The following is a 24,411-nucleotide window of genomic DNA, read 5'->3' on the forward strand; positions in this document are numbered from 1 at the left end:
CATGAAATTAAACATCAATAAAAATATACTATTATTAGCAATTACCAGTGGAACTCTTTTGACCAGCTCCTGCGAAAAATTTGTGGAATTGGGCGCTCCACCGACACAAGTTGTAGCTGGCGAAGCATTCTCTACAGATGCTTCTGCAAATAGTGTCATACGCGGATTGTATACCACAACATTAAGCATCAATCTCGCTGGGACTTCAACCTTTTATACAGGAATCGCTGCAGACGACCTTCAATACAATGCGGCTGATGCAAATACCTCGGAATTCGCCAGCAATAATCTGCTGAACACAAATGGGAATGTCGCTAATTTCTGGTCAAATTGCTACCAACTTATCAAGAATGCAAACAATGCGATATCGGGTCTCGACGCATCCACCAGCCTTACCCCTAGTGTAAAAGATCAGCTCCTGGGCGAAGCGAAATTTTTTAGGGCTTATACCTATTTCTATCTCGTCAACCTCTATGGTGATGTGCCATTGCAATTACGTGATGACCTCCACGCTTTTGAAGATGCAATTCTTCCGCGAACTTCTGCACAGCAAGTATATGATCAGATTATTGCTGATCTAAAAGATGCGGAAAGTAAGATGGCGACGGCCTATGATGCAACGGCAAGCCCGAGAGGAAGAGCTAACAAAACTGCTGCAAGCGCACTATTGGCAAGAGTTTATCTCTACCAAAAGGATTATCAAAATGCCGAATCTTATGCCACCAAAGTATTACAGTCATCTGATTATGGCATGCCGACACCAGATAAAAATTTTGTAAACTCAAGTAATGAGGTTATCCTTCAACTTGGCAATCAAACGGGAGTAACGACATTTGGCTCCAATTATATTACCGCGGCTACAGCTACACCCGGCTACACCCTACCGGACGCTGTGTACAATAGCTTTGAGACATCTCCGACGGTTGACTTAAGAAAAACAAATTGGACAAGTCCAAAGACGGTCTCCAACAAAATCTATTATGCCATAACCAAATATAAAGTATCCTCGGGAACAGGTTCCGAATACCATATTATGCTTCGCTTAGCCGAGCAGTATCTTATTCGCGCGGAAGCGAGGGCTAAATTGGGAAAACTTGCCGAAGCCCGGACAGATGTGGATGCTGTCCGTTCTCGCGCTGGACTTGCAGGACTTAATTCAAGCTTAAACCAAACACAATTACTATCTGCAATAGAAACAGAACGCCTGCACGAATTTTTCGGTGAGTTCGGCCATCGTTGGCTCGACCTCAAGCGGACCGATCGTGCTACCGCTGTATTGTCTCCAATCAAATCAAACTGGCAGGCCACGGATGTCTTGTATCCCATTCCACAAGCCCAGATTTTGATCAACAATAAACTGACACAGAATCCAGGATACCAAGATTAATGAATTTAAAAAATCATACAGACAAAAAATGAAAACAAAAATCTTAACGGCTGCGTTGGTGTTTTCGCTAACAGCATCTTTTGCACAACAACCAGCAAAAAACAAATACCAACAGTATCTCCCCATTATAGAAAAAGGTACGTTGGTACAAAAGGATTCGCTTGCTAATGTATTAATGAGCGAATTAAAGACGTATAAATCAGAAGAAGACTACCGTACTACAATCAACATTTTGCGTTCTTTAGGGAAAGAAGATCTGCAGGCATCTGCAGAAGTACTGGCTAAGAAAAAATATCCAAAAGGATCACTAACCCGTGATGCCTTTATCACAGATGTTTTTTACAATGCAAGTACGCCAGTACAAAAAGAAAAAGCTTATAACGACCTTATCAAAAAATGGCCAGTTAAAAACTTCAAGGAAGAACCACTGACTTATGATTATGTATTGGCTAATTTAGCACAAAGTTTTGCCAACGATGGAAATGCACAAAAAGCAGTATATTATCTAGGAGAATTGAAAGAACGATTCTGGCGCGGAAATGGCTATATACCTGTTGGTCAAATTTTGCTGAGCGCAGGCGACACGACTACAGCGGCTCCACTACTAAAGACCGCTATGGATGATAGCTATTACTATTTAACACTTCCCGAGAACCAAAAAGACAATAAAGCTCGCTTTGCAGCGATGGGATACGCAAGCTCCATGTCAGCCTATGTAAATATTCTTGTTGCTCAAAAAAAATACGCTGAAGCGCTAAATTATATTGAGAATGCGCTCAAAGCTGCGCCAGAGCAAGCGGATGGTCTAGCGATGGTATACTACAAATCTTTAATGGGCACAGGAAGAAAGCTTGAGGCATATAATATTCTCACCAAGTTATATGCTAAAGGACAATTTGCGGTCGAAAATGATCTTAAAAAATTATATACTGAATTGAACGGATCTGTTCAAGGCTACGAGAATTTTAATGCATCCTTAAAAATAGTGTTAACGCAAAACATTCGCAACCATATCAAAGAAATGGCAACTTTTAAACCTGCACCTAATTTTGAATTACTCAATCTTAAAGGCGAAAAAGTATCCCTAGCCAGTTTAAAGGGAAAAGTTGTGGTATTGGATTTTTGGGCAACTTGGTGTCAGCCATGTATCCGTTCATTTCCAGGAATGAAGGCAGCACAGGACTCTTATGCAGATGATAAGGATGTACAATTCTTATTCATGAATACCTGGGAGCGTGATAAGAACTATAAGGAAAATGTGATATCCTTTATCACCAAGAATAATTATCCTTTTGAAGTGCTCTATGACGATCAAAAAGATCCACAAACCGGAGAAGTTATGGCCGCGAAATTTGGAGTCAAAGGAATTCCAGCAAAATTTATTATTGATAAGGAAGGAAATATACGTTATTTTCTTACGGGATCTACCCCAAATGTAGATTACATTAAATTAGAAATGAAAGAGCTCATCGAAGCCGCTAAAAAACCTTACAAAGGGTAAAAAAAGGGGGCGTCCAAAAAGATCGGACAGCCCCCTTTTTTTTAATATCCAGCCAACTATAATCCAACCAACTCCCGAGCGTAAAAGAAGAATTTTTATGGGCTTTAAGACTTTCTTTATATTGTGGATCGGATGAATCCGCCGAAATGAGCCATACAGCACATAAATTTGAGCTATCAGCAAAAATAGATCTGTCTCAGCAGTCTTATATTTGTTGCTATACAATATGCAGATGGCAACAAGAAACAACAGGAAGAAGTGGCTTCTATTTTTGAAAAGAACAATCTTAGGACTGGCAGTTCTCATCGCTCTTATCGGACTATATATGATGCATCCACAATTCGGCAAAAGACCCTCGGGTGAAAGACTTCAACGCATACAGCTATCGAAACAGTTTAAAGACGGAAAATTCCAGAATAGCAGCCCTACACCACAGCTCACGCAGCCCTGGACCGTCGCCCTATACGATTATTTTTTTAAGCGCTCCAAACACCTTCCATACGGCTCTATTTAGGCGGGGACAGCGGCTACGATAACCACTTCAAAGAGATAGGTAATCAATTGGGCCCTTTTGACCTGGCTATATTGGAGAATGGCCAATACGACCTCAGTTGGAAACACATACACATGATGCCGGAGGAGGTTGTCCAAGCGGCACATGATCTCAAAGCTTCCTTACTGTTTCCGGTTCATTCGTCCAAGTTTGTATTGGCCAATCATGCCTGGAATGAACCTCTAGAACGTATTTCCAAGGAAGCAATACGACAACAACAGCCTATGCTTACCCCCATGATCGGCTAGGTCATCGACCTCGATCAGCCCCCTTTAACACCTAGCTACTGGTGGCGGAAATAATGTTAAGCAACGGAATTGATAGTCGCTGGTGTTATGCCAAACTTCTCCTTGAAAGAAGCATAAAAATGAGAAAGGTTTTCAAAACCCAGATCAAGATAAAAATCTTCAGGTTTTTGTCGCTTATTTTCAATTAGATAATAAGCCTCAGAAAGACGTCTTTCTTGCAGCCATTTTCGGGGAGAGGTCTGGAATATTTTCTCAAAATCACGTTTAAAGCTTGCTAAACTCCGCCCAGTTAGTTTGGCAAAGTTTTCTAAAGGCACATTGTACCGATAGTTTTCAACCATAAACTGCTCGAGATCAATCTTATGCGGCTCCGAAAAGTCAAAAAGCAGGTCTTTTAACTGTGGATAGCTTTCCAACAACAAGGTGATCAATTCATAGATCTTGATATTTTCCATCTGCGGGCTCACTCGGTCGATGGCTTCCGCATAGGGGGTCAATGACTCAAAATAACTTTTTATAAACAGGTTACTTTCCAGTACAACATTGGACTCACCCTGATACTTTTTGTCCGAACTGAGGTGATGGTCCATCGCGTATTGCTTCAGCCGATCAGCCCCCAGCAATACTGAAACAGATTTGTAAATATTATTTTTCGCGGGATATTTAAAAGCTTTGGCCAGTTGGTTTCTACGGGCAACCACAATCTGCCCTTCTGTCGCCACCAATTTTCCTTTCTGATGGTCCAGATGTGTTTCACCAGATAGCTGAAAAAAAACGACATGTTCGGGAATGAACTGTTCGTGCCCAAATGCTTTCTCGACATAACAGGAATACAAAAAGGCATTCCCAAAATCTTTCTCTTCCATGCTCAATACGATTTATTTTAAACGGCTCTGCGATTATGGGTACCGATAGCTAAAATCAGTCCCAGCCTAAAGGTAGCAAATATCTCATACCTTTTGCAAAGTCTAGTTGTCCGAAAGCTCAAAATATAGTTGATACACAGCTCAAATCAAGCTACCGAAAAACTCAACGCATAAATACATTCACTTTTTGGAAAGCATCCTTCTTTTTTCTAAATCGAATGGCCCATGTCATCACCTACGTGTTTCAACATGGAGCCATTCGAACTGCTTGTTATTTCTTTGCAGCAAGCCGCTTACGTATAATACTGACAAATTCGGGTGAAACCCCCAAGTAGGATGCAATATAGTATTGCGGTACCCTTTGGGAAATAGTCGGGTATAGTTCAATAAATTCCAGATAGCGATCGGCGGCTGGTTTGGCGATTGTATGGATCAGCCTATTTTGCAGAACAGCGAGCCGACGTTGCACCAACATACGAAAAACCCGCTCAAATTTTTACCGAAGGAAAAGACAATCCTTCACAGTATAAAGAATCAAAAACTTCTTTGCTATTCTCCCCCTATAAAAGTCTATATCCACCGACTTTTATAGGGAGAGATTTGTACCCATGGCCTGTTATCCTATTCTTTCAAAATCGCTCCATTTTTAGTGAATTTCACGCTAAAGCCATGCATCAGAACCCGCGTACGTTTGACCTTTCCTTCTCGTTTTCCAAAAGTCCCCAAAGCCGTCTCTTCTGGTGCGCCGAAATCAAAATCCACATCAATCAACAGGGGATATTTCTTTGTATTAACTAAACCCAAGCGATTGCTCGCTTTAATCCAACGGGTCACATCATCATCCCGGTCAACAAAATAGGTTCCGATTGTTAACCGATAAAATTTATCGTTTCTAGCGAGATCCAAATAAACCCTTTCTTTATCATTATTTAGGCTGTATTTACTTAAATGTTGTTCCAGTATTCTCTCTACGGAATCTGGAAATACATACAAAATTTCCTTCCCAACAGCCATCAACGTCATGCAGTTTAAAAATAAAAAAAGTAGGCTGCTTCTTATGAGGTGATGTATTTTCATGATCTTTATCGTTTTTCTAAAATCATCGGAACAGCGTTCATTTCAAGGGCATTCGTTTCATCCAAATGGAAATGGGCGCCTTTAGGCACCTCATCCTGCGCGAGTATCAAAAGTTGCTTGGCCAATGAAATAAGTCCCTGTTTGTTGGCTCGAATTACAATTTCGTTGGCAACAACGTGAACTGCAATTTCGAATCCAGGTTCCCATGACGCCTGTAGCCCCAACTCTTCGGAATAGGTGGGTAAATTAATTTCTAAGTTCATATATACTGGTTTTGCTCCACCTAAACTTAATTAAAATTACCTAGATCTAGCGTCCATATAATCTAAAGTCCCCATAAAAGAAGGCTCCTTGCAATGCAAGGAGCCTTCTTTTATGGGGACTAATAGGTTAAATTCCTATTTACTCCAACCTGGGTTTTGTGTCAGATTTCCGTTCAGCACAATCGCTGCAGACGGAATTGGGTAAAGGTATTGCTTGTTGTTGTCATCCCAAGTACGCTTCACAGCTTTAAACCATTCCAGGTGATTGTCCGAAGTCATTGTCTGGAAATTGGTACTTTTACCCCCTATAGCCACCTTGGCTACTCCTGCAGGAACAGTTATCGAAGGAGCTGATTTACTTCCATCATAGAACACAACATCTGGAGTTCCATTGTGGTCGATATCAATCAGCTTATCTAAAGCAGGGATATAAATTCCCGTCCAAGGCAAATTTGCCATAAGCGGTCCAAGTTTCCATCGCTTCAAATCATTGAAACGGAAACCCTCAAGGGCTAATTCCACCTGTCTTTCACGACGTATTTCTAAAAGCACGGGGCTATTGACTTCGGGGAAGAATGTATTTTTCAAGTAGGTATCCACTTTGGTTGGCAGTGTATTCGTTCCACTTGTTATTCCAGCCCTTGAACGTAATGCTCCAATAGTTTTCGACCAATCCGCATCATTGAAAGTACCTAGTTCCTGTTTCGCTTCAGCATAGTTTAATAATATTTCCGCATAACGCATTAAAGGAACTGCATTGGTATTGTAACCGCCATTGTCGTAATAGGGATCGTCTAAAGTATACTTGATCGGTTGATACCCCGTATAAGTAAAACTTGCAAAATTTGGGGGAGCAGGCTGTCCATTACGGGAATATCCTGGCGTCCGGATCAACTGCGCCAAGCGCAAGTCGCGATTTTGACACTCCTCATAGAATTCCTCAGTCTGAAAGTTCGGTCTATCCGTATAAGGAGTACCGTCAACATTCAAAAAACTATTGATAAAAGGCCTTACCAAACTTAAACGTGGACCATAGGTTGCAGATGTCCACCACCAGTTGGCGTCGTTCAAAAGCGCAAGATCTTTACTGAAAGTTACGGCCAACATGACCTCTTTTGTCACTGGAGTATTACTGATAAACAACTGTCGCTGTGATGTTTTAGGGTCTGCGGAGATATTAAGCCCATAAGGACCATTTTCCATTAAAATCTTGCCAGCGTCTACCGCCATCTGGAAAAATACTTCCGGCTGTGTAGCCAAATTGAGCTTTTGGTATTTACGAAATGTTCCTTCGAACAGCGCGATTCGGGTCTTCAAACCAAGTGCTGTCCATTTATTAATCGTACTACCGTCACCCGCCGTATTTGTGATATTGGCGTAGGCAAAGTCCAGATCTTCCATGATGTGTTTCATGACCACTTCGCGCGAATCCCGTGGTGCTTTAAGAATATCCGTCTCATCAACCGCCAAAGGGTGATCTACCCAAGGCACATCGCCAAAACGAACTACTTTCTCATAATAGAACCAAGCTCTGAAAAAGCGGGCTAAGCCGATATAATTATTTTTGATGGCATCGCTCAATTTGGGACTATTACATTTAGCTATCAATTGGTTGATATTACGCAGGGTAGTCCAGGACCACCCAGAACTGATCTCAGCACTGTAAGCGCCGCCGACCATAAAATCATTGAGGCTATTTACGGCCGAATAGTCAGCCATAGCGTCACCTTTATAAGCGTCACTACCAGAGGTAATATTCCGATAGAATGAGTTGCTGTAATTTTTTAATCCACTTTCGCTCCCGAAGATATCCTCCTCGGTGGCACCTGCCTTCGGCAGCTCGTTTAGTTCACAGGAGGAGAACAAAAGCGCAACAATAGGTATATAAAATAATTTTTTCATGATAATAAAAAACTATAAGCCAATAGATAAATTAAAACTAACACTCTTCATAATCGGATAGTTAAATCCGTCGCCAGAACCCGTTCCGATCTCCGGATCAGATTTACCCAGATTACCTACATCGAGATCCTTCGTTTTTTTGTAAAGAGGCGACCAGGTCCATAAGTTTTCGCCCGAAAGTCCAGCCCGAAGACTACTAATTTTTAACCTGTTGGTTACAGATTTAGGAAAACTATATCCGATCTGTATATTTTTCATCCGTATATAGGCAACGTTCTGAAGATATCTTGTCTGTGGCGTTGTTTTGATAGATTCATTGTACCCAGCATAGCGAGGAAAATAACCGTTTGGATTGTCTTCAGTCCAATAATTGTTGAGGTGCCATTCCGGCAAGTTGTTGTAAGGTCGATTGTATTGTCCCCAAAAAATAGATTCATTGCTCGGGTACCAATTCTGCTTACCCACACCCTGGAAGAAAGACGAGAAATAAATACCTTGCCAATCCAGATTAAGGTTAAAACTATAGATATATCGTGGATCGGCATTACCGATTACAGTTCTGTCACCATGGCTATAAATCGTATTATTTCCATAATCAATTACACCATCACCATTTAGATCCGCAAAACGTACGTCACCTGGATATATTGTACCATTGTTTGACGATTTGATCAATTTTTGTTTTGCAGCACCATCAATTTCCGCCTGATTCTGAAATAAACCCTGCGTTACATAGCCCCATATTTCACCGATTCGCTGACCTTCATAATACGATCCATCTTTGATTAAACCCTCTTTATTTTCGTAACGGTCTATATTGGATCTATAATCAGCCAAAGTACCCCTTACGGACCAATTGAAAGGACTACCGTTCAGATCGAATCTATCCTTATAAGTCAAGCTCACTTCAAAACCTTTTGTGGTCATGTCAGCATAGTTCCCTTTCGGCGACTCCGCACCAAAGATATCAGGCAAAGCTACACCTAAGGTATACATATTTAAGGTCTTGCGTTGATAGATATCGCCCGTAAAAGTCAGTTTTCCATTTAAAGACGATAGATCAAGACCTAAGTTTGCTGTGCGCGCTGTTTCCCAAGTTAAGTTATCCGGGATCACCTTAGGCACCGAGGTATATGCCGGCTTCTGTCCGTTCAATACCCGATCCATAATCTTGATCTCGTAAATATCCAAATAGGAATACGGATCGACATTACCATTACCCAATGAACCATAGGACGCTCTTAACTTCAGATCAGAAAGTGCTCTTTTGTCCACCTGGAAGAATGGCTCTTCAGAAATACGCCAGCCCACGGATGCGGAAGGGAATAATCCCCATCGTTGGTTTGTCGGAAATTTGGACGAACCATCGTAGCGGCCATTGAATTCAAAAAGGTAACGGTCCTTGAAAATATAATTGGCACGCATAAATACCCCGACATTACGGTACTTGTTATATCCCGCTGTCGCTGTGGTATTCTGCCCTACTGCCAGGTTGATATTTTCAACATCATCATTGAGTAGACCTGTTTTGGTAATATAGGTTGAATTATACGTACGCTGCTCATAATTGTATCCGAGCAAACCTTTAAAATAATGATCGCCTATTGTGCGTTCATATTCACTGTAGAGATTTCCAAACAAGTAACGGTAGCGTTGGTCTACTTGATAAATATTGTCGTTCATACTTGTTTCCAACCGCAACATTTTTCCCTCCTGTGTGCTATACGGAACAGGTACACGGACTCTTACCGAATTAAAATCGCGATTTCTAAAAGTCAGATCCCCTTTAACGCGGAACGTGTTGTTGAAAAACTTAGTCTCGAAAGAAGTTGTGTTGCGGAGATCCTGATTTGCCGTATTCGTACCATTTTTACCGTAGATAAAATCCCCTACTGTATAGGCTGCAGAGAAGCTCATAGATCCATCAGGGTTAAAGATCGGCGAAGAAGGGTGTCCCTCATCGGCAATATTGCGCCAGATATTTCCACCTTCGCCAGCAGTCGATGGGTCTCTGTATTTGGCATAATTAAAATCGATATTATTGCTTATCCGCAACCATTCTGTCACCTGAAGGCCGGCTTTTGCACGCGTATTATAGGTTTTATATTTATCGCTATTATAGCGGTACATACCATTATAATCGTAAGCACGTCCGGAAATATAGTAATCCATTTTTTCTGAATTACCACTGATGGACAGGTTGTGATCCTGGACAAACGTATTATCCTTGATCAGCATGCCATAATAATCTTCATTACCGTAGTATACATAATTACCCTTATCGTCTACTGTAACCTGTTCAGTAATACCCTGTTCTTTTCTTCTCTTAAATTCTTCCAGCCAATCTGTTGTAAAGATCTGTGTCTTGTTGAGCTTGCTCGGAATGGAAGAATAATTGTTCCAGGCATTATAGGCTGTAAAGAAATGCGAAGCATATTCGTAACCATCTGTCACAAATTTGGGCAAGGTTACAGGTTTTTGGAAGGAGCCACTTCCAGAATAATTGATCGAAGTTTTTCCGGACTTGGCACGCTTCGTTGTGACCAAAACTACTCCGAAGGTACCGCGGGAGCCGTAAATCGCAGATGAAGCAGCATCCTTGAGTGTCGTTACACTTTCAATATCATTGGGATTGATCGCTGAAAGATCACCCTCGACACCATCGATCAGGACAAGTGCACTTCCCCCCTGCCCAATGGAAGTTGTCCCACGGATATTGAAACTTGGTGCCCGATTGGGTTTACCATCTGCTGGGGTTACATTTAAGTTGGGAATCACCCCTTGGAGCATCTGGCTTGCATTACCCAGTACGCGTCCCTCAAAAGCTTCTGACCCAACCTGCTCTACCGCACCGGTAAGATTCACTTTTTTCTGCGTACCATAACCGACCACTACAACTTCCTCCAGTTCGGTATCTTTGGATTCCATGATGATATCGATCTGCCCGCCCGTCACGTTGACGATCTTTTCACTGTAACCTATCCCTGTCAATTTGAGTCTTTGCCCTGTAGTAGCTTCGATCGTGAACTGCCCAGCTACATTCGTTGAGGTTGTTTTTTGGCTGGTTAAATTGGTAATGGTAATTCCGGACAAGGTTGTTCCGTTTTTGTCTTTTACCACCCCTTTCACGGTAGATTGAACTGCAATACTGCGCACCTCTTGATTCAATTTGACATAATCACGCTCTACATTAGCCCAAGTGGGGTATGAGAGACCCAATGCCATACTGATTAGTAATGTTTTTTGCATTTTTAGTCTGGTTTAGAATTTTGCATCAAAGTTGATGCTTTGACTTGGTTTATAATTTACCGTAATGTTAACAAATATTTAATTAATATCAACAACATTATTACCTAAACAGGTTTAGCACACCATTAAATAATCAAAATTTATCTTTTATGTAACATAAATTATAAAAACAAGTATTGACACACCTAAAATTTAATCCATTCAATTCAAAAACCTAAAGTCCCCTTTTTCATAATCCAGAAATACACTAAGTGACCGAGAAGGGCAACAGACCATATTCAATTAAATCCGTCAAGCGGGATCGCATTAAAGGTACTCAGCCTATTTCTGCATTTTTCTTAGGGTCAAACCTACAAATTAATTCGTTTAGAGGTCTCTGTGTACGTAACGATAATAAATTTAAAAATCCTACCACCCGTCAGTTTTGCTAAGCAGCTGATTATACTTTCTAGCATAGCAATGCTCATCTGTTACTTTACTTCCAGCCGTAGTGACCAATAGAAATAGGCCCAAGATAGCATAACAAAAAGATGCCGCCTCGAGTATTTTTTCAAGGCAGCATCTTTTTGTTATCGTTTTTTTTGTATGCGCTTATTTTTCGCTAATAAAAGCCAGGATATCTTTATTGATGGTATCCCTTCTGTAGTAGGCATTCCATGTGGAAACCGGGATAGGTAATTAAAGTACCATTTTGGACTAACTTAGCCGCTCTTCTGCCCGTTATATCAATCGGTACGATCTGATCATCTTTACCATGCAATACTAAGACAGGAATTTCTACTTTTTTAAGTTCTTGCGTAAAATCAGTTTCAGAGAAAGCTATGATACAATCATAGTGAGCCTTAATACCGCCCATCATCCCTTGCCGCCACCAGTTGTCCATCACGCCTTGTTGTACATTCGCGCCATCGTGGTTATAGCCATAAAAAGCGAGGGTAAAATCCTGAAAATACTGCTGTCTACGTGTTGCAGCATTCAATCTTATTTCGTCAAAAACCTCCATAGGTACACCATCGGGATTTGTAGCACTCTTGGCCATTGTAGGGGTAACCGCACTGATCAATACAGCTTTTGAAACCCGAGAAGTACCATGATTTGTTATGTAGCGAACAACCTCGTCACCACCTGTTGAGTGACCAATATGGATGGAATCTTTTAAGTCCAATGCTTCTACCAATTGTGCAATATCCGACGCATAGGTATCCATCTCATTACCTGTCGCCGTCTGCGTCGAGCGACCATGCCCCCGGCGATCGTGTGCGGTCACACGGTACCCTTTTTCGAGTAAGTACATCAACTGCGCGCCCCAATCGTCACTGGATAAAGGCCAACCATGATGAAATACAATCGGTTGTCCAGTTCCCCAGTCTTTGTAATAAATTTCTGTTCCGTCTTAAACTTTGAATGTTGCCATGATGATTAGTTTAAGAATTTTATTGTTTACATGATATGTTAATTGGATTGCAATTTATAGTCCAACCACAATGTACCACTGTATTTAAGCATATTAAAAAAGCAAAAGTTAATTTAAAAACAACGATAATTCATTATTTATACAACAGATTTATCCGTTTTTTACGATAGGTCCTATTTTCCTGCAAAAGGCTTCTCGTCGTGTGCGCACCTGTGTTTAAATAGTAATCATATATTCAGTTTTCACCTAATATTTGAACCAGATCTTCCGCGCCACCGTCAAATTTCTGTCCATTGACAAAAAATGTCGGTGTCCCATTAACGCCACTCAGCATACCACTTTCAAAATCGCCATCTACCCGATCCTGTAACGCCTCGTCCTGCAAATCAGATTTAAACTTTGGCATGTCCAAATCCAGTTGCTCGGCGATATCCAACAGCAATCTCGCACTCAGCAAGTTCTGGTTTTCGAAAATGGCATCATGCATCTCCCAAAATTTTCCCTGCAGTGCTGCCGCTTCCGCCGCCAATGCTGCGGGTTGAGCATAAGGATGCATTTCCGAAAGTGGAAAATTACGGAATACAAACCTGATCTGGCTTCCCAGTTCGGCCATCATTTCTTTTATTATGGGATGGGCTGCACCGCAATGTGGACATTGATAATCCCCATATTCAACAATGGTCAGATCGGCCTGGCCATTTCCCAATATATGGTCAGCATTGCTGACCTTCGGTTTCAATGACATAATTATTTTAATTTAAGATTCTCCAATGCTTCGATAATACCGTCTGCACCTGGATTGACCGCCGTTGGAGATAGATAACTCCAAGCAATAATCCCTTCCTTATCAATTACAAAGAGTGCGCGCTTGCACTCACCTTCTTCATCATCATAAACACCATATTTTTTGGCAACCTCGCCCTTAGCTTCAAAATCGGCCAGGAGCGGAAAATGCAGCTTTCGCGACTGTGCGAACGCCATATGACACCATTTGCTGTCAACGGAAATACCCATAATTTCGGCATCATATTTCTTAAAATACTTGAGCATTTCATTATATAATGCCATCTGATCGCTGCATACAGGACTCCAATCTGCAGGGTAAAATGCCAATATCACATTATGCCCCTTGAATTCTGATAAGCTAATTTTTTGATCGGGGGTCGCATACAAGGTAAAATCAGGGGCAACATCATTTTTTTTTAACATATCAACGTCTTTAAAGTTTAACTGCCATCTCAAGGTGCACAACCTTAAAAGATCTGCATCACCTTTAAATAAAGCACTTAAAAGCAAAAATTGTTTTAAAGAAAAAATAGCTTATCCACTATCTGACTACAAGATCCGTTGATCTGCCTACATCCAAAATCGGTGGGTTGGCCATCTTTGTGTCATCAATTTATTTAAAACAGAAACACATGAAATCACAAAAAGTATGGTTCGTCACTGGTGCCTCCAAAGGGCTTGGTCTCAACCTCGTTAAAGAGCTGCTCGCCCAAGATTATTCTGTAGTTGCCACATCACGAACAAAACAGGCGCTGGAAGATGAAATCGGCGATCAGGAAAATTTTCTGCCGCTTGAAGTAGACATTACCGATGACAAAGACGTTGCCCGGGCAGTACTATCGGCCATTGATTATTTCGGAAAGATTGATTTACTGGTCAACAATGCCGGATATGGCCAAACTGGAACCCTAGAGGAGCTCAGTGACCTGGAAACACGTCGCAACTTCGAAGTGAATGTCTTTGGATCCCTCAATGCCATCCGACATATCGCCCCCATATGCGACGTCAACAAGTGGGACATCTTTTCAATATACCATCTATCGGCGGACTCGCAGGAAATTACCCAGCCTTTGGTGTTTATTGCTCCACCAAATTTGCTGTCGCAGGCTTTACCGAAGCCCTCGCTGTCGAAATGGAACCTTTTGGTGTACACACGACCTTGGTGTATCCCGGCTACTTCTGAACTGATTTTTTATCCGTGGGATCCTTACATACCGCAGCCAATCCGATCGCAGCTTATGTAACTGCCCGAGAAAACGAATCCACCCATCTGCATTAGATCCATGGGAATCAGGCAAACGATCCCAAGAAAGCAGCAACCCTATTAATCGAGCTTAGCACGCTGGAGCAGCCTCCAATCCATTTTTTAATGGGCGAAGATGCGTATGAACTGGCCAAAAACAAGATCAACATGCTTAGGGCAGAAATCGAAAAATGGAAAAGTTATACCGTGTCAACAGGTTTCGAGCAATCCGTATAACAGCTTAGTTCAGCATATGGAGCTTCCTAGGATATTTCACAATAATCAAATTAAAAATTCAGTAAATTTACAACATGAAGAATACATTTTGCTTTCATTCCCTTTCGGAATTCCGCAGCTTTTGCGGACTACCTAAACCCGACCATCCATTGATCAGCCTGGTTGATTACAGTCAGTACATTACCCCGTGAATGATCGCAAATTGAATTGGATACAACATTTTTATTCGATCGGTTTAAAGCGAAATGTAAATGCCAGGTTCAATTATGGACAGCAGCACTATGACTTCGACTCGGGCATACTCACCTTTGTCTCACCATTACAATTTCTAAAAGTGGAGATCAATCAGGAAGTACAGGCGCAACCCAGCGGCTGGATCCTGTTGATCCATCCCGATTTTCTCTGGAACAGCGAATTGGCAAAACATATTCACTCCTACGATTTTTTCCAATATCAGGTCAATGAAGCGCTTTTTAAAGCCCCGTGGAATTTAGGCAACTGTTTCAGTAGGTTAATCATTTTTACTCCGCGTAATATCCCGCTACGCCAATGCCAATCGTCCAAAAGAACTTTGACTTTTTAAGGTCCTCCAGCAGCATATCCGCATTGTCTTCGTATTCGCCATCGGCTTTGATTTCCTCAATCTCCTCCTGAACATCCTCTTCAGTAATCTGTCTCCAGACACCAACAGAGCTATTTAAAAATGTATAGCAATATCCCGCTTCGGCATCATCAACCTCACCCGCGTTTTTATCACTCAGGATGCTTATAAGTTCAGTCGCTTCGACCTGAAATGGATTAACACCATAGATACTGATTTCAGTTTTTTCTGGATAGGGTCCATTGATGCTTTCTATAAATTCCAATGTTCCCTGATCATTAAAATCAAGTCTCAATTCGAGTTCATCATAATAATATTGGTCGTCCAGCGCATCCGAAGGAGCACCAAGTACACGTTGAACTTCAGTACGGCCCGCACCGAGATTAACCTGACCAATACCTTCAATTTGAATCCCAACAAGTGGGACTAGTTCGATCTTTTTCATCCGTATTCAGTAAATTATAAAAACGACAACTGCATAAATAACACTTGAAGATCCGCTATCGTTTTATCCAATGATGAACATAGCTACAGCTTTATGCTGACATAAATTTACACTAATTCCCATTAAATAATTATTAACATTTTTAACTTTTCTTACGACCCTAAGCGCACATGATAATTCGCATACTCAGCCAATTATGACTAACTTTATGCATGCATCAAAAATCGACGATTATGCAACAGACGCTAGCGACATTAGACAGTTATATCCAAAATCTAAGACCTGAACTGTATACCGATCTACAATCCCCGTTATCGGCAGATGAGTTTAGGGCCCTTGAACAGAAATATGATATTGAGATGATTTTTTAGCCTAGATACCACAGGCGAGTATCCCAAACGGTTTAAGGTGGACTAACAGAAACTCATCGCCTTCATTTTTTTGGGCATTCCTATCAATTTGCCATCAATAGTACATAATATAGTACATAATAATACAACTCAGGTATTTTTAAGATTAGCAAATAATTATTTGACACTTCATTATAAGCCTTGAAATCTCCTGCATTAATTGCTCGACGCCAAAGCGAATCATTTACTTTCCGAGGCAGTTCCAGATCGTTGGGGTCATCGATTACTGCCTCTAGCTTTTTTTCGATATGATGGCTACAACTCAAGAAAAACACAAAAAATAACAGTAAACAGTTTTAAAATCTTTATCGTTCTTCTTTTCATCATAACTATATAACCTTTTATGTTTTAACCAATTCGCTTCCCACGCATCCATCGGTTTTTGTTGACCGCGTTCACCTTGCGCACCTGTCATTAAACATTACTTTTTTCACATAGTTCCTTTTTCCACTCGAGGCCAAAGCTGCCGAATCTGCCGAAATGTAATTACCAAAAAAAGAAATCAGTTCAGGAGAAGCTTACCTTATTCTGCATGAAAAGTAAGCCTAAAAGGCTCTTATAAGGGCTTCCATTAGGATTTTCTTATGACAGGATCGATCCAGTAATAGTCGTGGTTGGTATGAGCGAAAAACTCCATCGGCGTAACATGGCAATCAATGGTATCGCTAAGCCCGTCGTCGGTATAAGTGACCACATCTTCGGATGGCATCACCATCCCGCTCATAATGGATCCATAGTCCAAGCAGTGAAGATCAGATATCAGTACATTGATTGTGTGGGCCAGCGTCCATTTTTCCATTTCTTCCTTGCTAACACGTTTCACACGCTCGGCCAAAAACCGTGCTTCCTCCAGCTCTTTTTCGACACTGTCCGGAAAAAAAAGCAACAGGAAGGCTTCATACTTATCAAATTCTTTATTTCGGATTGCTTCATTTCGCAGAAACAGCTTCTCGCCCATCTGTCCGTACTGATCGGCATATTTTTTCAGTTCCATTTCTGCAAGTTCCATATCCGACCATTCCTCCAATTCAGAAAGCGCATATACATCGGTACCATGGCCGTCACACTGATTGAGATACGCCCATACATCGCCCTGTACAACTTTGGGCTTCCTGTGCTCCAGCACATTGTAACCTTGCGCTACCCATGCTTCTATTTGTTCCCTTCTCATCTTAAGCTGTTTTTTAAAATAAACAACAGCGCAGCTGCAATGGTTTTCTTTTTCTATTTCAGATTTCGGGCTTTCAACTCCGCATCTAGTGCTTTCTCATTTTTTCCAAAATATTTAAAGAACAAAATGGCCAATATCAATGGGAAAATTGTAGGCCAGGTTAAACCGGCTACGAATATACTGTAGGCAGCAATGCCCAAACAAAAGCCAATAATCGATGCATTGATTATTTTCGTGGGTTTAGCTTTCTTTTTGAGAACCAACAACTCTTCATTGCTCAGTTCATTTAATTTCTTTTCTTCCATCTGGTCTGTACTTTTATAGGTTAGTTATTTTATATGTTTGATGCGAATATAATTATTTAAATGAGCAATAAAAAAACACAAAAGGTTGGAAATTAGCAAAAGAATAGCGCAAAAAAATAAAAAAGGTCGGATGAAAATGGAACACCCGACCTTTTAACTAAGTTACTCCTTACATGGATACCTATAGGACAACAGCCGCAGACATATGGTTTGTTTTTTACAATTTTGTATCAACTTCTGTTCAACCAGTCTTCACCCAATCAGCTCTTGCATGTACTTTTCAAAGCCCATGCAACCAATATAGGCTGAAAAAATAAACGGGCAAGCCGCTTTCCATCCGTATCCAATCCAAAGCCGTCGCGATGGTCTTTATATTGAGCAATATTTCCGGGAAACACAGCTGCAAAAAACGCTGCTGCGATTTTTCCAATGTTCGATCGCTGTTTAGCAGGTGCGAAAATCAGTGTAGCACCCAAAGCAATTTCCGCAATACCGGAATATACAACAGTATCATCTTTGGAGATCGGAACCCAGTCCGGCACCTGAGCCTGAAATTCCTTGCGGGCGAAGGACAGATGTCCAATACCGGCTACCACCAAAAAGGTACCTAGACCAACTCGTGCAATCTTCTGCATAGGTGAATTATTCATAATCTTTTACTTAGAGGACATCATTCCACTCGAAATAGTTTGTCCAACGCTGCGGATTATTTCACCTAAAAAATATATATTTGATTAAATAAAATTAACCATATCATGCACTATTATCCCTTAAATATACACAAATACATTATTTTTTTCCTTTTTACAGGCCTTGTGATTCATGCAAAAGCACAAGAAACAATTGTCACTTATATGAAGAAAAATCGTGGTATTACTGCTATAAAAGATTCAGCCGCTTACACAAACATTATTCGTTTAACAGCAAATGAATTGGGGCTTTACGAAGTAAACGATTACTATCCAAATGGCAATTTAAAAAGACATGGCTGGACAAAAGTAGCTGACCCACGAAGATTATATCTGGAAGGCATTATTGAAAGTTATTACAACAATGGCAACCTAGCGGTATCAGCCGGATATAAAGACAATAAACTGAGCGATACTGTAAAAAGATACCACGAAAATGGTCTTTTAAGAGAAATTAGATTTTTCTCCGGTTCTGAAGCCAGTCCCAACGAATTTCTTTTTCAGGACCAGCATAGCCGACTAATCTATTATGCTGATTCAACAGGCCGAAAGCAGGTCGAAAATGGAAATGGCACGTTCGAATTTAAAAACAATATAAATACTGAAAAAGGTGTATATGTTGATGGATTACGTCAAGGACATTGGGAAGGTACTTTAAAAAAAGGAAAGATCAAGTTTGAAGAATGGTATGAAAAAGGTGTGTTAAGCAAGGGAACCAGCACAGATAGTATGGGCAATGTGCATCCCTATACACGTCGAGATGTCCAACCGGAATACCCTGGCGGGATAAAAAACCTTATGATCTTTATTGCCCAGAATTATAAATATCCCAAAGAAGCTTTAAATGCAAAAGTATCAGGACAACTTCTCATCAGTTTTGTCATTGAAAAAAATGGTCTGGCGAATGAATTTGAAGTGATTAATGACCTCGGGTATGGAACAGCAGCAAATGGTATAGCAGTACTGAAGAAAGCCGATAAATGGGCTCCGGGTTATCAATACGGTATGCCTGTACGTGTGCAGTTTACCATTCCAATCCGTTTACATACAGGTCCCGCTCCAAATTAGCCCTGATCATAATCGTCTGGACTGCATCTGCTTCAATACGGCCTTCATTTTTTCCTGATAGAGCTTATTTGACTTCGATAATTTCACAGCTCTCTGTTGTTCTTCTTCTGCCTGCGCATAAAAGCCAACCCGATACAACAATAAAGCCATCGTATAACGGAATGCTGGCACATCAGGTTTGAGATCTATTGTTTTCTTTTGCCAACGGATCGCATCAAATATAACCGAAGGATCATTTCTCTCAAAGGCCAAGATCTGTTTAGCACCATAATTCAAATTATTTGCCAGGTCATCCTGATAATATTTACGTCCTTTACCAACCAACGATTTGAACTCCGCATTTTGTGCACTGTCCAACACAAGTTGATTTCCTGAAAAATTGATCTTTCGATCTTGCGCAAAATCCATTCGAGACAAGGAATCGGGGTCCACCTTATAAAATGATTGTTCATAATAATTCCTTGCCATCCGGACGTAAGACAGACTATCTTTCATTAGCCTTTTATACTCCAAGGGATAATAACCTTGGGAATTGGAAGCGCGCAAATAATTAGATGTCCATGTCGTATAGGCAAAATAACCAACGTTTTGAGCTAATGAAAAGTTTCTCTTGTCAAGCGATTCGCGAAATGTCCGCTGAATAATTCTATTGTTTATTTTTTTACGAACGGGCAATGGCAACGAGGAATACAGACTATCCACCATTTTACTATTGGTACGTGCCAATAAATAAGATTTACTATTATATACAGGGCCACAGCTCAATAAAAAAACAACCGTCTCAAAATTATTCAATTGCTCTATCGTCAGCTGTGCTATATAGTCACTCAACAGTTGCTGGTCTGTATATTGATCAAATGTCTGATTATAGCGGAGTATTTTGTTCAGCAAGGACTGCTGACGGATCCCCTTTCGATATTCTGCTATAAGCTTACCGAGAGTTTCAGCTTTTGCAAGCGTATTTGCCGAGTCTATGAGTCTTTCCAGCTCATCTCCCCCATCAACCGCCTTGTCTATTCGTAAAATAGGAATCCCATCTTTATCAGTAACAAGGTACATCGGTTTGTTCAAATAGAAAGCCCGTTGCAACGGATGGTCAAATTCATCCCGATCCACCTGAACAATTCCCGACACAAACTGCGTACTGAGGATATCTTTTGCTTTTTTTGAAACAGAGCCTCTAAAAGGAATAAACTGATCGTCCCGTTGATGAACCACCAAGAACATCGGCTTATTTTCCTTTGCTGCGCGCTCCAGCAGCTGTAAATAATCTTCTTTTTGCGGAAATGTCTGCTGCTGTGCTATTGCAGGGTAAACAAACACCCAACACAAAAATATGAATACAGCAGATTGGAACTTGAAATGATTCATTATCTATGAAAATTAACTAGCAATAACTTATGATATAATTTATAGAATTGGATAAAAGTTTCAATTCTTCTATTCAAGAGACATCGAATTGGGAGGCCAAGCGAACAATTAAATAGCAAAAATGAATGTATAAAGCTAATAAAATACAGGCAAAAAACCACAACGAATTTAACTCTATATATAAAAAATTAATAAAAAAAGAAAGCTCTGCAATAGCAGTTCCCGTAAGCCACTAGACAAATACCGATAAAAAAAGCTTTGATAGCTAAACAGCGGCCGATCTACGAAGAGCAGGCCGTCGGCCTGGGAACGGGCTATCTCATGAAATTTAATTTTAAAGGAGAGCTTATTGCTCAACTTCGTTTAAGAAAAGATAGCGTTTATCATCCCGGGGGGATAGATTTTGATGGTCAATATATTTGGATCCCGGTCTGTGAATATCGTCCCCACGGCAGGTCGCTGATTTACAGAATAGATCCGACTACCATGGAAGCGAAGGTTGAATTTACGGTAGACGATGCCATTGGAGCCCTTGTTTGCGATCGAGATCGACATGAACTCGTTGGTTTCAATTGGGATGCTATGCAGTTTTATACGTGGAAACAACAATTGCTCGATCGTGGTAAATGGCATTTAAAATCAATCTCTAACAATAATCAGCATTTTATTCATTTTCAGGATGGACAATATGTGGGTCAAGGTTTGATGATTTGCTCCGGGGTCAACAGTTTTTTGAAAGATCCCCACGCAAAGGAGCGCCTCGTAATCGGGGGCATTCAATTAATGGATATTCATACCTATCAGAGCACCTATACCCTGCCAATCCACTTAAGAAGTAAAACAGGTCGCATTATGACAAGTAATCCTTTTTACACCGATGTCGTTGACGGAAAGGTCTGCCTGTACTTTGTGCCCGATGATGATCAATCCACACTTTACATGTATGAGATAACTAATTCCAAATCATGAATTGCTCTGGGAGTCGCTATGGCTGAAATTGATATCAGACAAATACAAAAGAAATTAATTCGATGGTACACAAATTTGGTACTAAAACATTTATCAATAGTCTCTGGAATGTCGATAAACTGGTTTTGAATGATCCAGCTGAATTTGGCAAAGTGCATCAGAACGGGGCAAATATAGTCCAAGCAGATTATCCTGAATTATTACTCAGACACCTTCGTTTACATAAACTTCACCAATAGATTACAATTTATCCGGAAGTCTATCGTCCATACTAAAAATAAAAAACCACCCTTATTATGACTTTCGTTCCGTGAGGCAATAGCTGCTCAGATCAGCTCGTTTTATTACGAATAAATAACCCCCGAGTCATATTATTATTTTATTTGACCAACTCAAAAAAAATAATTTAAATTTATTACAACACAAAAATGTTCATTACAAAATTCAAATCCATATGGAAAATATTTTGATTTATATCGTTGATTCGACAGAGAAATCAATCGCGGTAAACCACACATTAGCCGATCTCGACCGTAATGGTGACATTCGTATTTATGAGTCTATAACCATCCGAAAAACAGATCAGGGTGGTTTTGACGTACTGAAAGACGCGACAGAAGAGGGCGGCTGGAAAACACTCGGCGGAGGTGCCATCGGTGCATTGATCGGTATTGTGGGCGGTCCACTAGGTTTATTGCTGGGCGGACTTACCGGAACATTTATCGGGGCGACGATGGATACCGAAGAATTTGTTGTGTCGACCGATTTTATTGATCAGGTCAATAATAGCTTGCAAGTGGGGGAAATAGCAGTGATTACTGTTGTTGACGAAACAAGCCCAGATTTCGTGGATACAGCTTTGCAACCCTTGGAAGGACGATCCTTCCGGACGAGTGTTGATGAGGCCTATGATCATTATCAGGAACGCGTAGAAAAGGCGGCTTCCGAAGAACACGCAGCGGAAAAAGCCAAACGGGAAGCCAAGAAAGCCGAACGGAAAGAAAAACGTGCGGAACTCCGCGAGAGTGTCAAGAAAAAGATTTCAGACTGGTGGGACAAACTTTAATTTAAGCATCTTTAACTTCAAGCAGCTTCGGCTAACGATAAGGGCTGCTTGGAGTTTGGGAAAAATCGCCAAAACTCCACCCCTAGCAAAACGGCCTTTGAAGTAAGCGACAAAAAGACAAAAAACGCAAGGATCGTAGTGAACAGGCGAATAAATAAACCGCTTGGTACAGATACTCAAAAGGACAGGACCAACTCACAGGGTGGTAAACAGAAGATTTAGACTTTTGAAGAACGTTGCACTACTTTTGGTTTTACCCCGAAATGCTTCTTAAAACTTGCTGAGAAATGCGCAGGATTGTTATAGCCTAAAAAGCGTGAAATTTCATTTATAGGCCGGTCTCCTTGTGTAAGTAAGCTCCTAGCTTTTTGCATTCTCACCTTGGTCAAATGCCCATAAATGGTTGTACCATAGCAGAGCTTGAAATATTTCTTTAAATAGTTTTCATTCGTTCCTAATTCAGCAGACAATTGCGATAAAGATGGCGGATCGGTCAAACTATTTTCTACTATTCTTTTTGCTTCCGCCATCAGTTTTTTTATTTCCGGACTAAGGCTATTATCCGTTCGAGACACCGTATTACCAAGTTTATGCTGGTCAAATGTTCGCGCCAATAACTCCATGAGTTTACCAAAACAAAATAAGGATTTCCATTCCTGATCAAGCTCCGAATTGAGCAACTCGGTTATAATCCTTTTCTGCTGTACACTGATCAAAGCCGAATTGTCAAACAGGATGCCCGATCGCGACGATTCTAAAAGCATATGAAGTTTGGCCAGAAAAGGGCTTTCCTGCGTCAAAAATGACTCGAATAAGGAGACCGAAATATTGACTTCAACAAAACTTTCTGCAGGATGTTATACTGCCGCGCTTTGGAGCAGTTTACACCATCAACCCACAGATCAATCTATATGGAACTTACGTAAAAGGCTATAATCCGCAGACAGCTTCGGCACTGGCAAACCCTAATGCCGGAGGTCCATTTGATCCACTCGAAAATGACATGACCGAATTTGGATTAAAAACAGCCTGGTTGGACGGAAAACTCCAGGCAAGTACAGCTATCTATCAGATCAATCAGAAGAATACGCTTTACCCCGCCCCCACTGCCGACAATGCAGATTTAATGGAACAAATCGGAAAAGAAAGATCGAAAGGGATAGAGTTTGATATTCAGGGTCAAATTCTCCCGCACTGGAGTGTTATTGCCTCCTATGCCTACAATGATGCAAAGATTACCGAAGGTGGAAATAATGAAGAACTGAACAGACAAAAACCAAATGCGCCTCAAAATACGGCAAACATCTGGACCAGATTCTCCATTCCTTCCGGAAAAGCAAAAGGCTTGGGAATCGGCGTCGGGGCCAATTATGTGGATAAGCGAAACCTTTCCCTTAACCAGAACCAGACCATCCCATCCTACAGTTTACTGAACGCAGCATTATATTATACCATTGGAAAAGTACAATTGCAGGCCAACTTTAATAATATCACCAATAAAACCCATTGGGTAGGTGGTTACGATTATATCCGTCTATTTCCAGGTGCACCACGTAATTTACTATTTACACTAGGCTATACCTTTTAAGC

The 24,411-nt window shown here is 40.9% G+C and carries 25 protein-coding genes and 2 pseudogenes; 12 read left to right on the top strand and 15 right to left on the bottom strand.

From position 1 onward, the window contains the following. Position 1: 1 nt before the first annotated feature. The 4 genes from AACH28_RS09270 to AACH28_RS09285 all read left to right on the top strand — a co-directional run bounded on the left by AACH28_RS09270 (position 2) and on the right by AACH28_RS09285 (position 3,689). Positions 2 to 1,387, top strand: a complete 1,386-nt coding sequence (locus AACH28_RS09270) for a RagB/SusD family nutrient uptake outer membrane protein (protein ID WP_115047533.1) — start codon at positions 2 to 4, stop codon at positions 1,385 to 1,387. A 28-nt stretch (positions 1,388 to 1,415) separates the two neighbouring features. Further along, a complete protein-coding gene (locus AACH28_RS09275) occupies positions 1,416 to 2,888 on the top strand; it encodes a TlpA disulfide reductase family protein (RefSeq protein ID WP_286849770.1) in 1,473 nt (490 codons plus the stop codon). Positions 2,889 to 3,120: 232 nt separating this feature from the next. Next, entirely contained in the window at positions 3,121 to 3,402 is a 282-nt protein-coding gene (locus tag AACH28_RS09280) for a hypothetical protein (protein ID WP_286849772.1), read from the top strand. After that, positions 3,387 to 3,689, top strand: coding sequence for an MBL fold metallo-hydrolase (locus tag AACH28_RS09285; protein WP_286849776.1), 303 nt, complete (start codon positions 3,387 to 3,389; stop codon positions 3,687 to 3,689). The genes AACH28_RS09280 and AACH28_RS09285 overlap by 16 nt, the downstream gene beginning before the upstream one ends. Positions 3,690 to 3,745: 56 nt before the next feature. On the opposite strand, the gene AACH28_RS09290 is transcribed toward AACH28_RS09285, so the two are convergent. The 9 genes and pseudogenes from AACH28_RS09290 to AACH28_RS09330 all read right to left on the bottom strand — a co-directional run bounded on the left by AACH28_RS09290 (position 3,746) and on the right by AACH28_RS09330 (position 13,669). Then, the gene (locus AACH28_RS09290; RefSeq protein ID WP_341832770.1) at positions 3,746 to 4,555 is read right to left on the bottom strand and encodes an AraC family transcriptional regulator; all 810 of its coding nucleotides are present in this window, start codon (positions 4,553 to 4,555) and stop codon (positions 3,746 to 3,748) included. A 271-nt stretch (positions 4,556 to 4,826) separates the two neighbouring features. Beyond that, complete coding sequence (locus AACH28_RS09295; protein WP_286802339.1) at positions 4,827 to 5,030, bottom strand: hypothetical protein; 204 nt, start codon at positions 5,028 to 5,030, stop codon at positions 4,827 to 4,829. Positions 5,031 to 5,176: 146 nt separating this feature from the next. Beyond that, complete coding sequence (locus AACH28_RS09300; protein WP_286802336.1) at positions 5,177 to 5,632, bottom strand: hypothetical protein; 456 nt, start codon at positions 5,630 to 5,632, stop codon at positions 5,177 to 5,179. A gap of 5 nt (positions 5,633 to 5,637) precedes the next feature. Continuing rightward, positions 5,638 to 5,895 carry a hypothetical protein gene (locus AACH28_RS09305; protein ID WP_286802334.1) on the bottom strand — a complete coding sequence of 86 codons (258 nt, stop codon included), beginning with the start codon at positions 5,893 to 5,895 and terminating at the stop codon, positions 5,638 to 5,640. Positions 5,896 to 6,030: 135 nt separating this feature from the next. After that, positions 6,031 to 7,797 carry a RagB/SusD family nutrient uptake outer membrane protein gene (locus AACH28_RS09310; protein WP_286802331.1) on the bottom strand — a complete coding sequence of 589 codons (1,767 nt, stop codon included), beginning with the start codon at positions 7,795 to 7,797 and terminating at the stop codon, positions 6,031 to 6,033. Positions 7,798 to 7,809: 12 nt separating this feature from the next. Next, the gene (locus AACH28_RS09315) at positions 7,810 to 11,046 is read right to left on the bottom strand and encodes a TonB-dependent receptor (protein ID WP_341832771.1); all 3,237 of its coding nucleotides are present in this window, start codon (positions 11,044 to 11,046) and stop codon (positions 7,810 to 7,812) included. Between the two features lie 591 nt (positions 11,047 to 11,637). Beyond that, positions 11,638 to 12,427: pseudogene (locus AACH28_RS09320) on the bottom strand (alpha/beta fold hydrolase). Between the two features lie 268 nt (positions 12,428 to 12,695). Then, entirely contained in the window at positions 12,696 to 13,205 is a 510-nt protein-coding gene (locus tag AACH28_RS09325) for a thioredoxin domain-containing protein (protein WP_182982482.1), read from the bottom strand. Between the two features lie 2 nt (positions 13,206 to 13,207). Further along, complete coding sequence (locus tag AACH28_RS09330) at positions 13,208 to 13,669, bottom strand: redoxin domain-containing protein (RefSeq protein WP_286802322.1); 462 nt, start codon at positions 13,667 to 13,669, stop codon at positions 13,208 to 13,210. Between the two features lie 209 nt (positions 13,670 to 13,878). Between AACH28_RS09330 and AACH28_RS09335 the strand changes: the two are divergent. Together AACH28_RS09335 and AACH28_RS09340 are read left to right on the top strand one after the other, a co-directional pair. Further along, positions 13,879 to 14,429, top strand: a pseudogene (locus AACH28_RS09335) (SDR family oxidoreductase). A 484-nt stretch (positions 14,430 to 14,913) separates the two neighbouring features. Next, on the top strand, positions 14,914 to 15,309 hold the full coding sequence (locus AACH28_RS09340) for a hypothetical protein (RefSeq protein ID WP_341832772.1): 396 nt from the start codon (positions 14,914 to 14,916) through the stop codon (positions 15,307 to 15,309). Here AACH28_RS09340 and AACH28_RS09345 read toward each other — a convergent pair. Then, positions 15,248 to 15,772 (bottom strand): hypothetical protein, encoded by a 525-nt coding sequence (locus AACH28_RS09345; RefSeq protein ID WP_286802320.1) that lies wholly within the window; start codon positions 15,770 to 15,772, stop codon positions 15,248 to 15,250. The two genes, AACH28_RS09340 and AACH28_RS09345, sit on opposite strands and share 62 nt — an antisense overlap. Before the next feature lie 233 nt (positions 15,773 to 16,005). Between AACH28_RS09345 and AACH28_RS09350 the strand changes: the two genes are divergently transcribed. Then, positions 16,006 to 16,143, top strand: coding sequence for a hypothetical protein (locus tag AACH28_RS09350; protein ID WP_286802317.1), 138 nt, complete (start codon positions 16,006 to 16,008; stop codon positions 16,141 to 16,143). Between the two features lie 610 nt (positions 16,144 to 16,753). Here AACH28_RS09350 and AACH28_RS09355 read toward each other — a convergent pair. From AACH28_RS09355 to AACH28_RS09365, 3 genes are all read right to left on the bottom strand, one after another. Continuing rightward, the gene (locus tag AACH28_RS09355; RefSeq protein ID WP_286802314.1) at positions 16,754 to 17,353 is read right to left on the bottom strand and encodes a hypothetical protein; all 600 of its coding nucleotides are present in this window, start codon (positions 17,351 to 17,353) and stop codon (positions 16,754 to 16,756) included. Between the two features lie 53 nt (positions 17,354 to 17,406). Beyond that, positions 17,407 to 17,658: an FUSC family protein gene (locus AACH28_RS09360; RefSeq protein WP_153846684.1), complete on the bottom strand. Its 252-nt coding sequence runs from the start codon at positions 17,656 to 17,658 to the stop codon at positions 17,407 to 17,409. A 260-nt stretch (positions 17,659 to 17,918) separates the two neighbouring features. Further along, the gene (locus AACH28_RS09365) at positions 17,919 to 18,308 is read right to left on the bottom strand and encodes a hypothetical protein (RefSeq protein ID WP_341832773.1); all 390 of its coding nucleotides are present in this window, start codon (positions 18,306 to 18,308) and stop codon (positions 17,919 to 17,921) included. Between the two features lie 204 nt (positions 18,309 to 18,512). On the opposite strand from AACH28_RS09365, the gene AACH28_RS09370 reads away from it, so the two are divergent. Further along, positions 18,513 to 19,415: an energy transducer TonB gene (locus AACH28_RS09370; protein WP_341832774.1), complete on the top strand. Its 903-nt coding sequence runs from the start codon at positions 18,513 to 18,515 to the stop codon at positions 19,413 to 19,415. A gap of 6 nt (positions 19,416 to 19,421) precedes the next feature. Here AACH28_RS09370 and AACH28_RS09375 read toward each other — a convergent pair whose 3' ends face one another. Then, a complete protein-coding gene (locus AACH28_RS09375) occupies positions 19,422 to 20,786 on the bottom strand; it encodes a hypothetical protein (RefSeq protein WP_070567511.1) in 1,365 nt (454 codons plus the stop codon). A gap of 258 nt (positions 20,787 to 21,044) precedes the next feature. Between AACH28_RS09375 and AACH28_RS09380 the strand changes: the two genes are divergently transcribed. The 3 genes from AACH28_RS09380 (at position 21,045) to AACH28_RS09390 (ending at position 22,821) form a co-directional block, all read left to right on the top strand. Then, positions 21,045 to 21,755, top strand: a complete 711-nt coding sequence (locus AACH28_RS09380; protein ID WP_341832775.1) for a DUF6454 family protein — start codon at positions 21,045 to 21,047, stop codon at positions 21,753 to 21,755. A gap of 62 nt (positions 21,756 to 21,817) precedes the next feature. Further along, positions 21,818 to 21,994, top strand: coding sequence for a hypothetical protein (locus AACH28_RS09385; RefSeq protein WP_157698392.1), 177 nt, complete (start codon positions 21,818 to 21,820; stop codon positions 21,992 to 21,994). 215 nt (positions 21,995 to 22,209) lie between these two features. Then, complete coding sequence (locus AACH28_RS09390) at positions 22,210 to 22,821, top strand: DUF1269 domain-containing protein (RefSeq protein WP_286736607.1); 612 nt, start codon at positions 22,210 to 22,212, stop codon at positions 22,819 to 22,821. A 218-nt stretch (positions 22,822 to 23,039) separates the two neighbouring features. Here AACH28_RS09390 and AACH28_RS09395 read toward each other — a convergent pair whose 3' ends face one another. Continuing rightward, positions 23,040 to 23,585 (bottom strand): AraC family transcriptional regulator, encoded by a 546-nt coding sequence (locus AACH28_RS09395; RefSeq protein ID WP_341832776.1) that lies wholly within the window; start codon positions 23,583 to 23,585, stop codon positions 23,040 to 23,042. 98 nt (positions 23,586 to 23,683) lie between these two features. Here AACH28_RS09395 and AACH28_RS09400 point away from each other — a divergent pair, with 98 nt between their 5' ends. Next, entirely contained in the window at positions 23,684 to 24,409 is a 726-nt protein-coding gene (locus AACH28_RS09400) for a TonB-dependent siderophore receptor (RefSeq protein WP_286848086.1), read from the top strand. The last annotated feature ends 2 nt before the right edge of the window (positions 24,410 to 24,411 follow it).

It is taken from the genome of Sphingobacterium thalpophilum (genome assembly GCF_038396785.1).
Lineage (GTDB): Bacteria > Bacteroidota > Bacteroidia > Sphingobacteriales > Sphingobacteriaceae > Sphingobacterium > Sphingobacterium thalpophilum_A.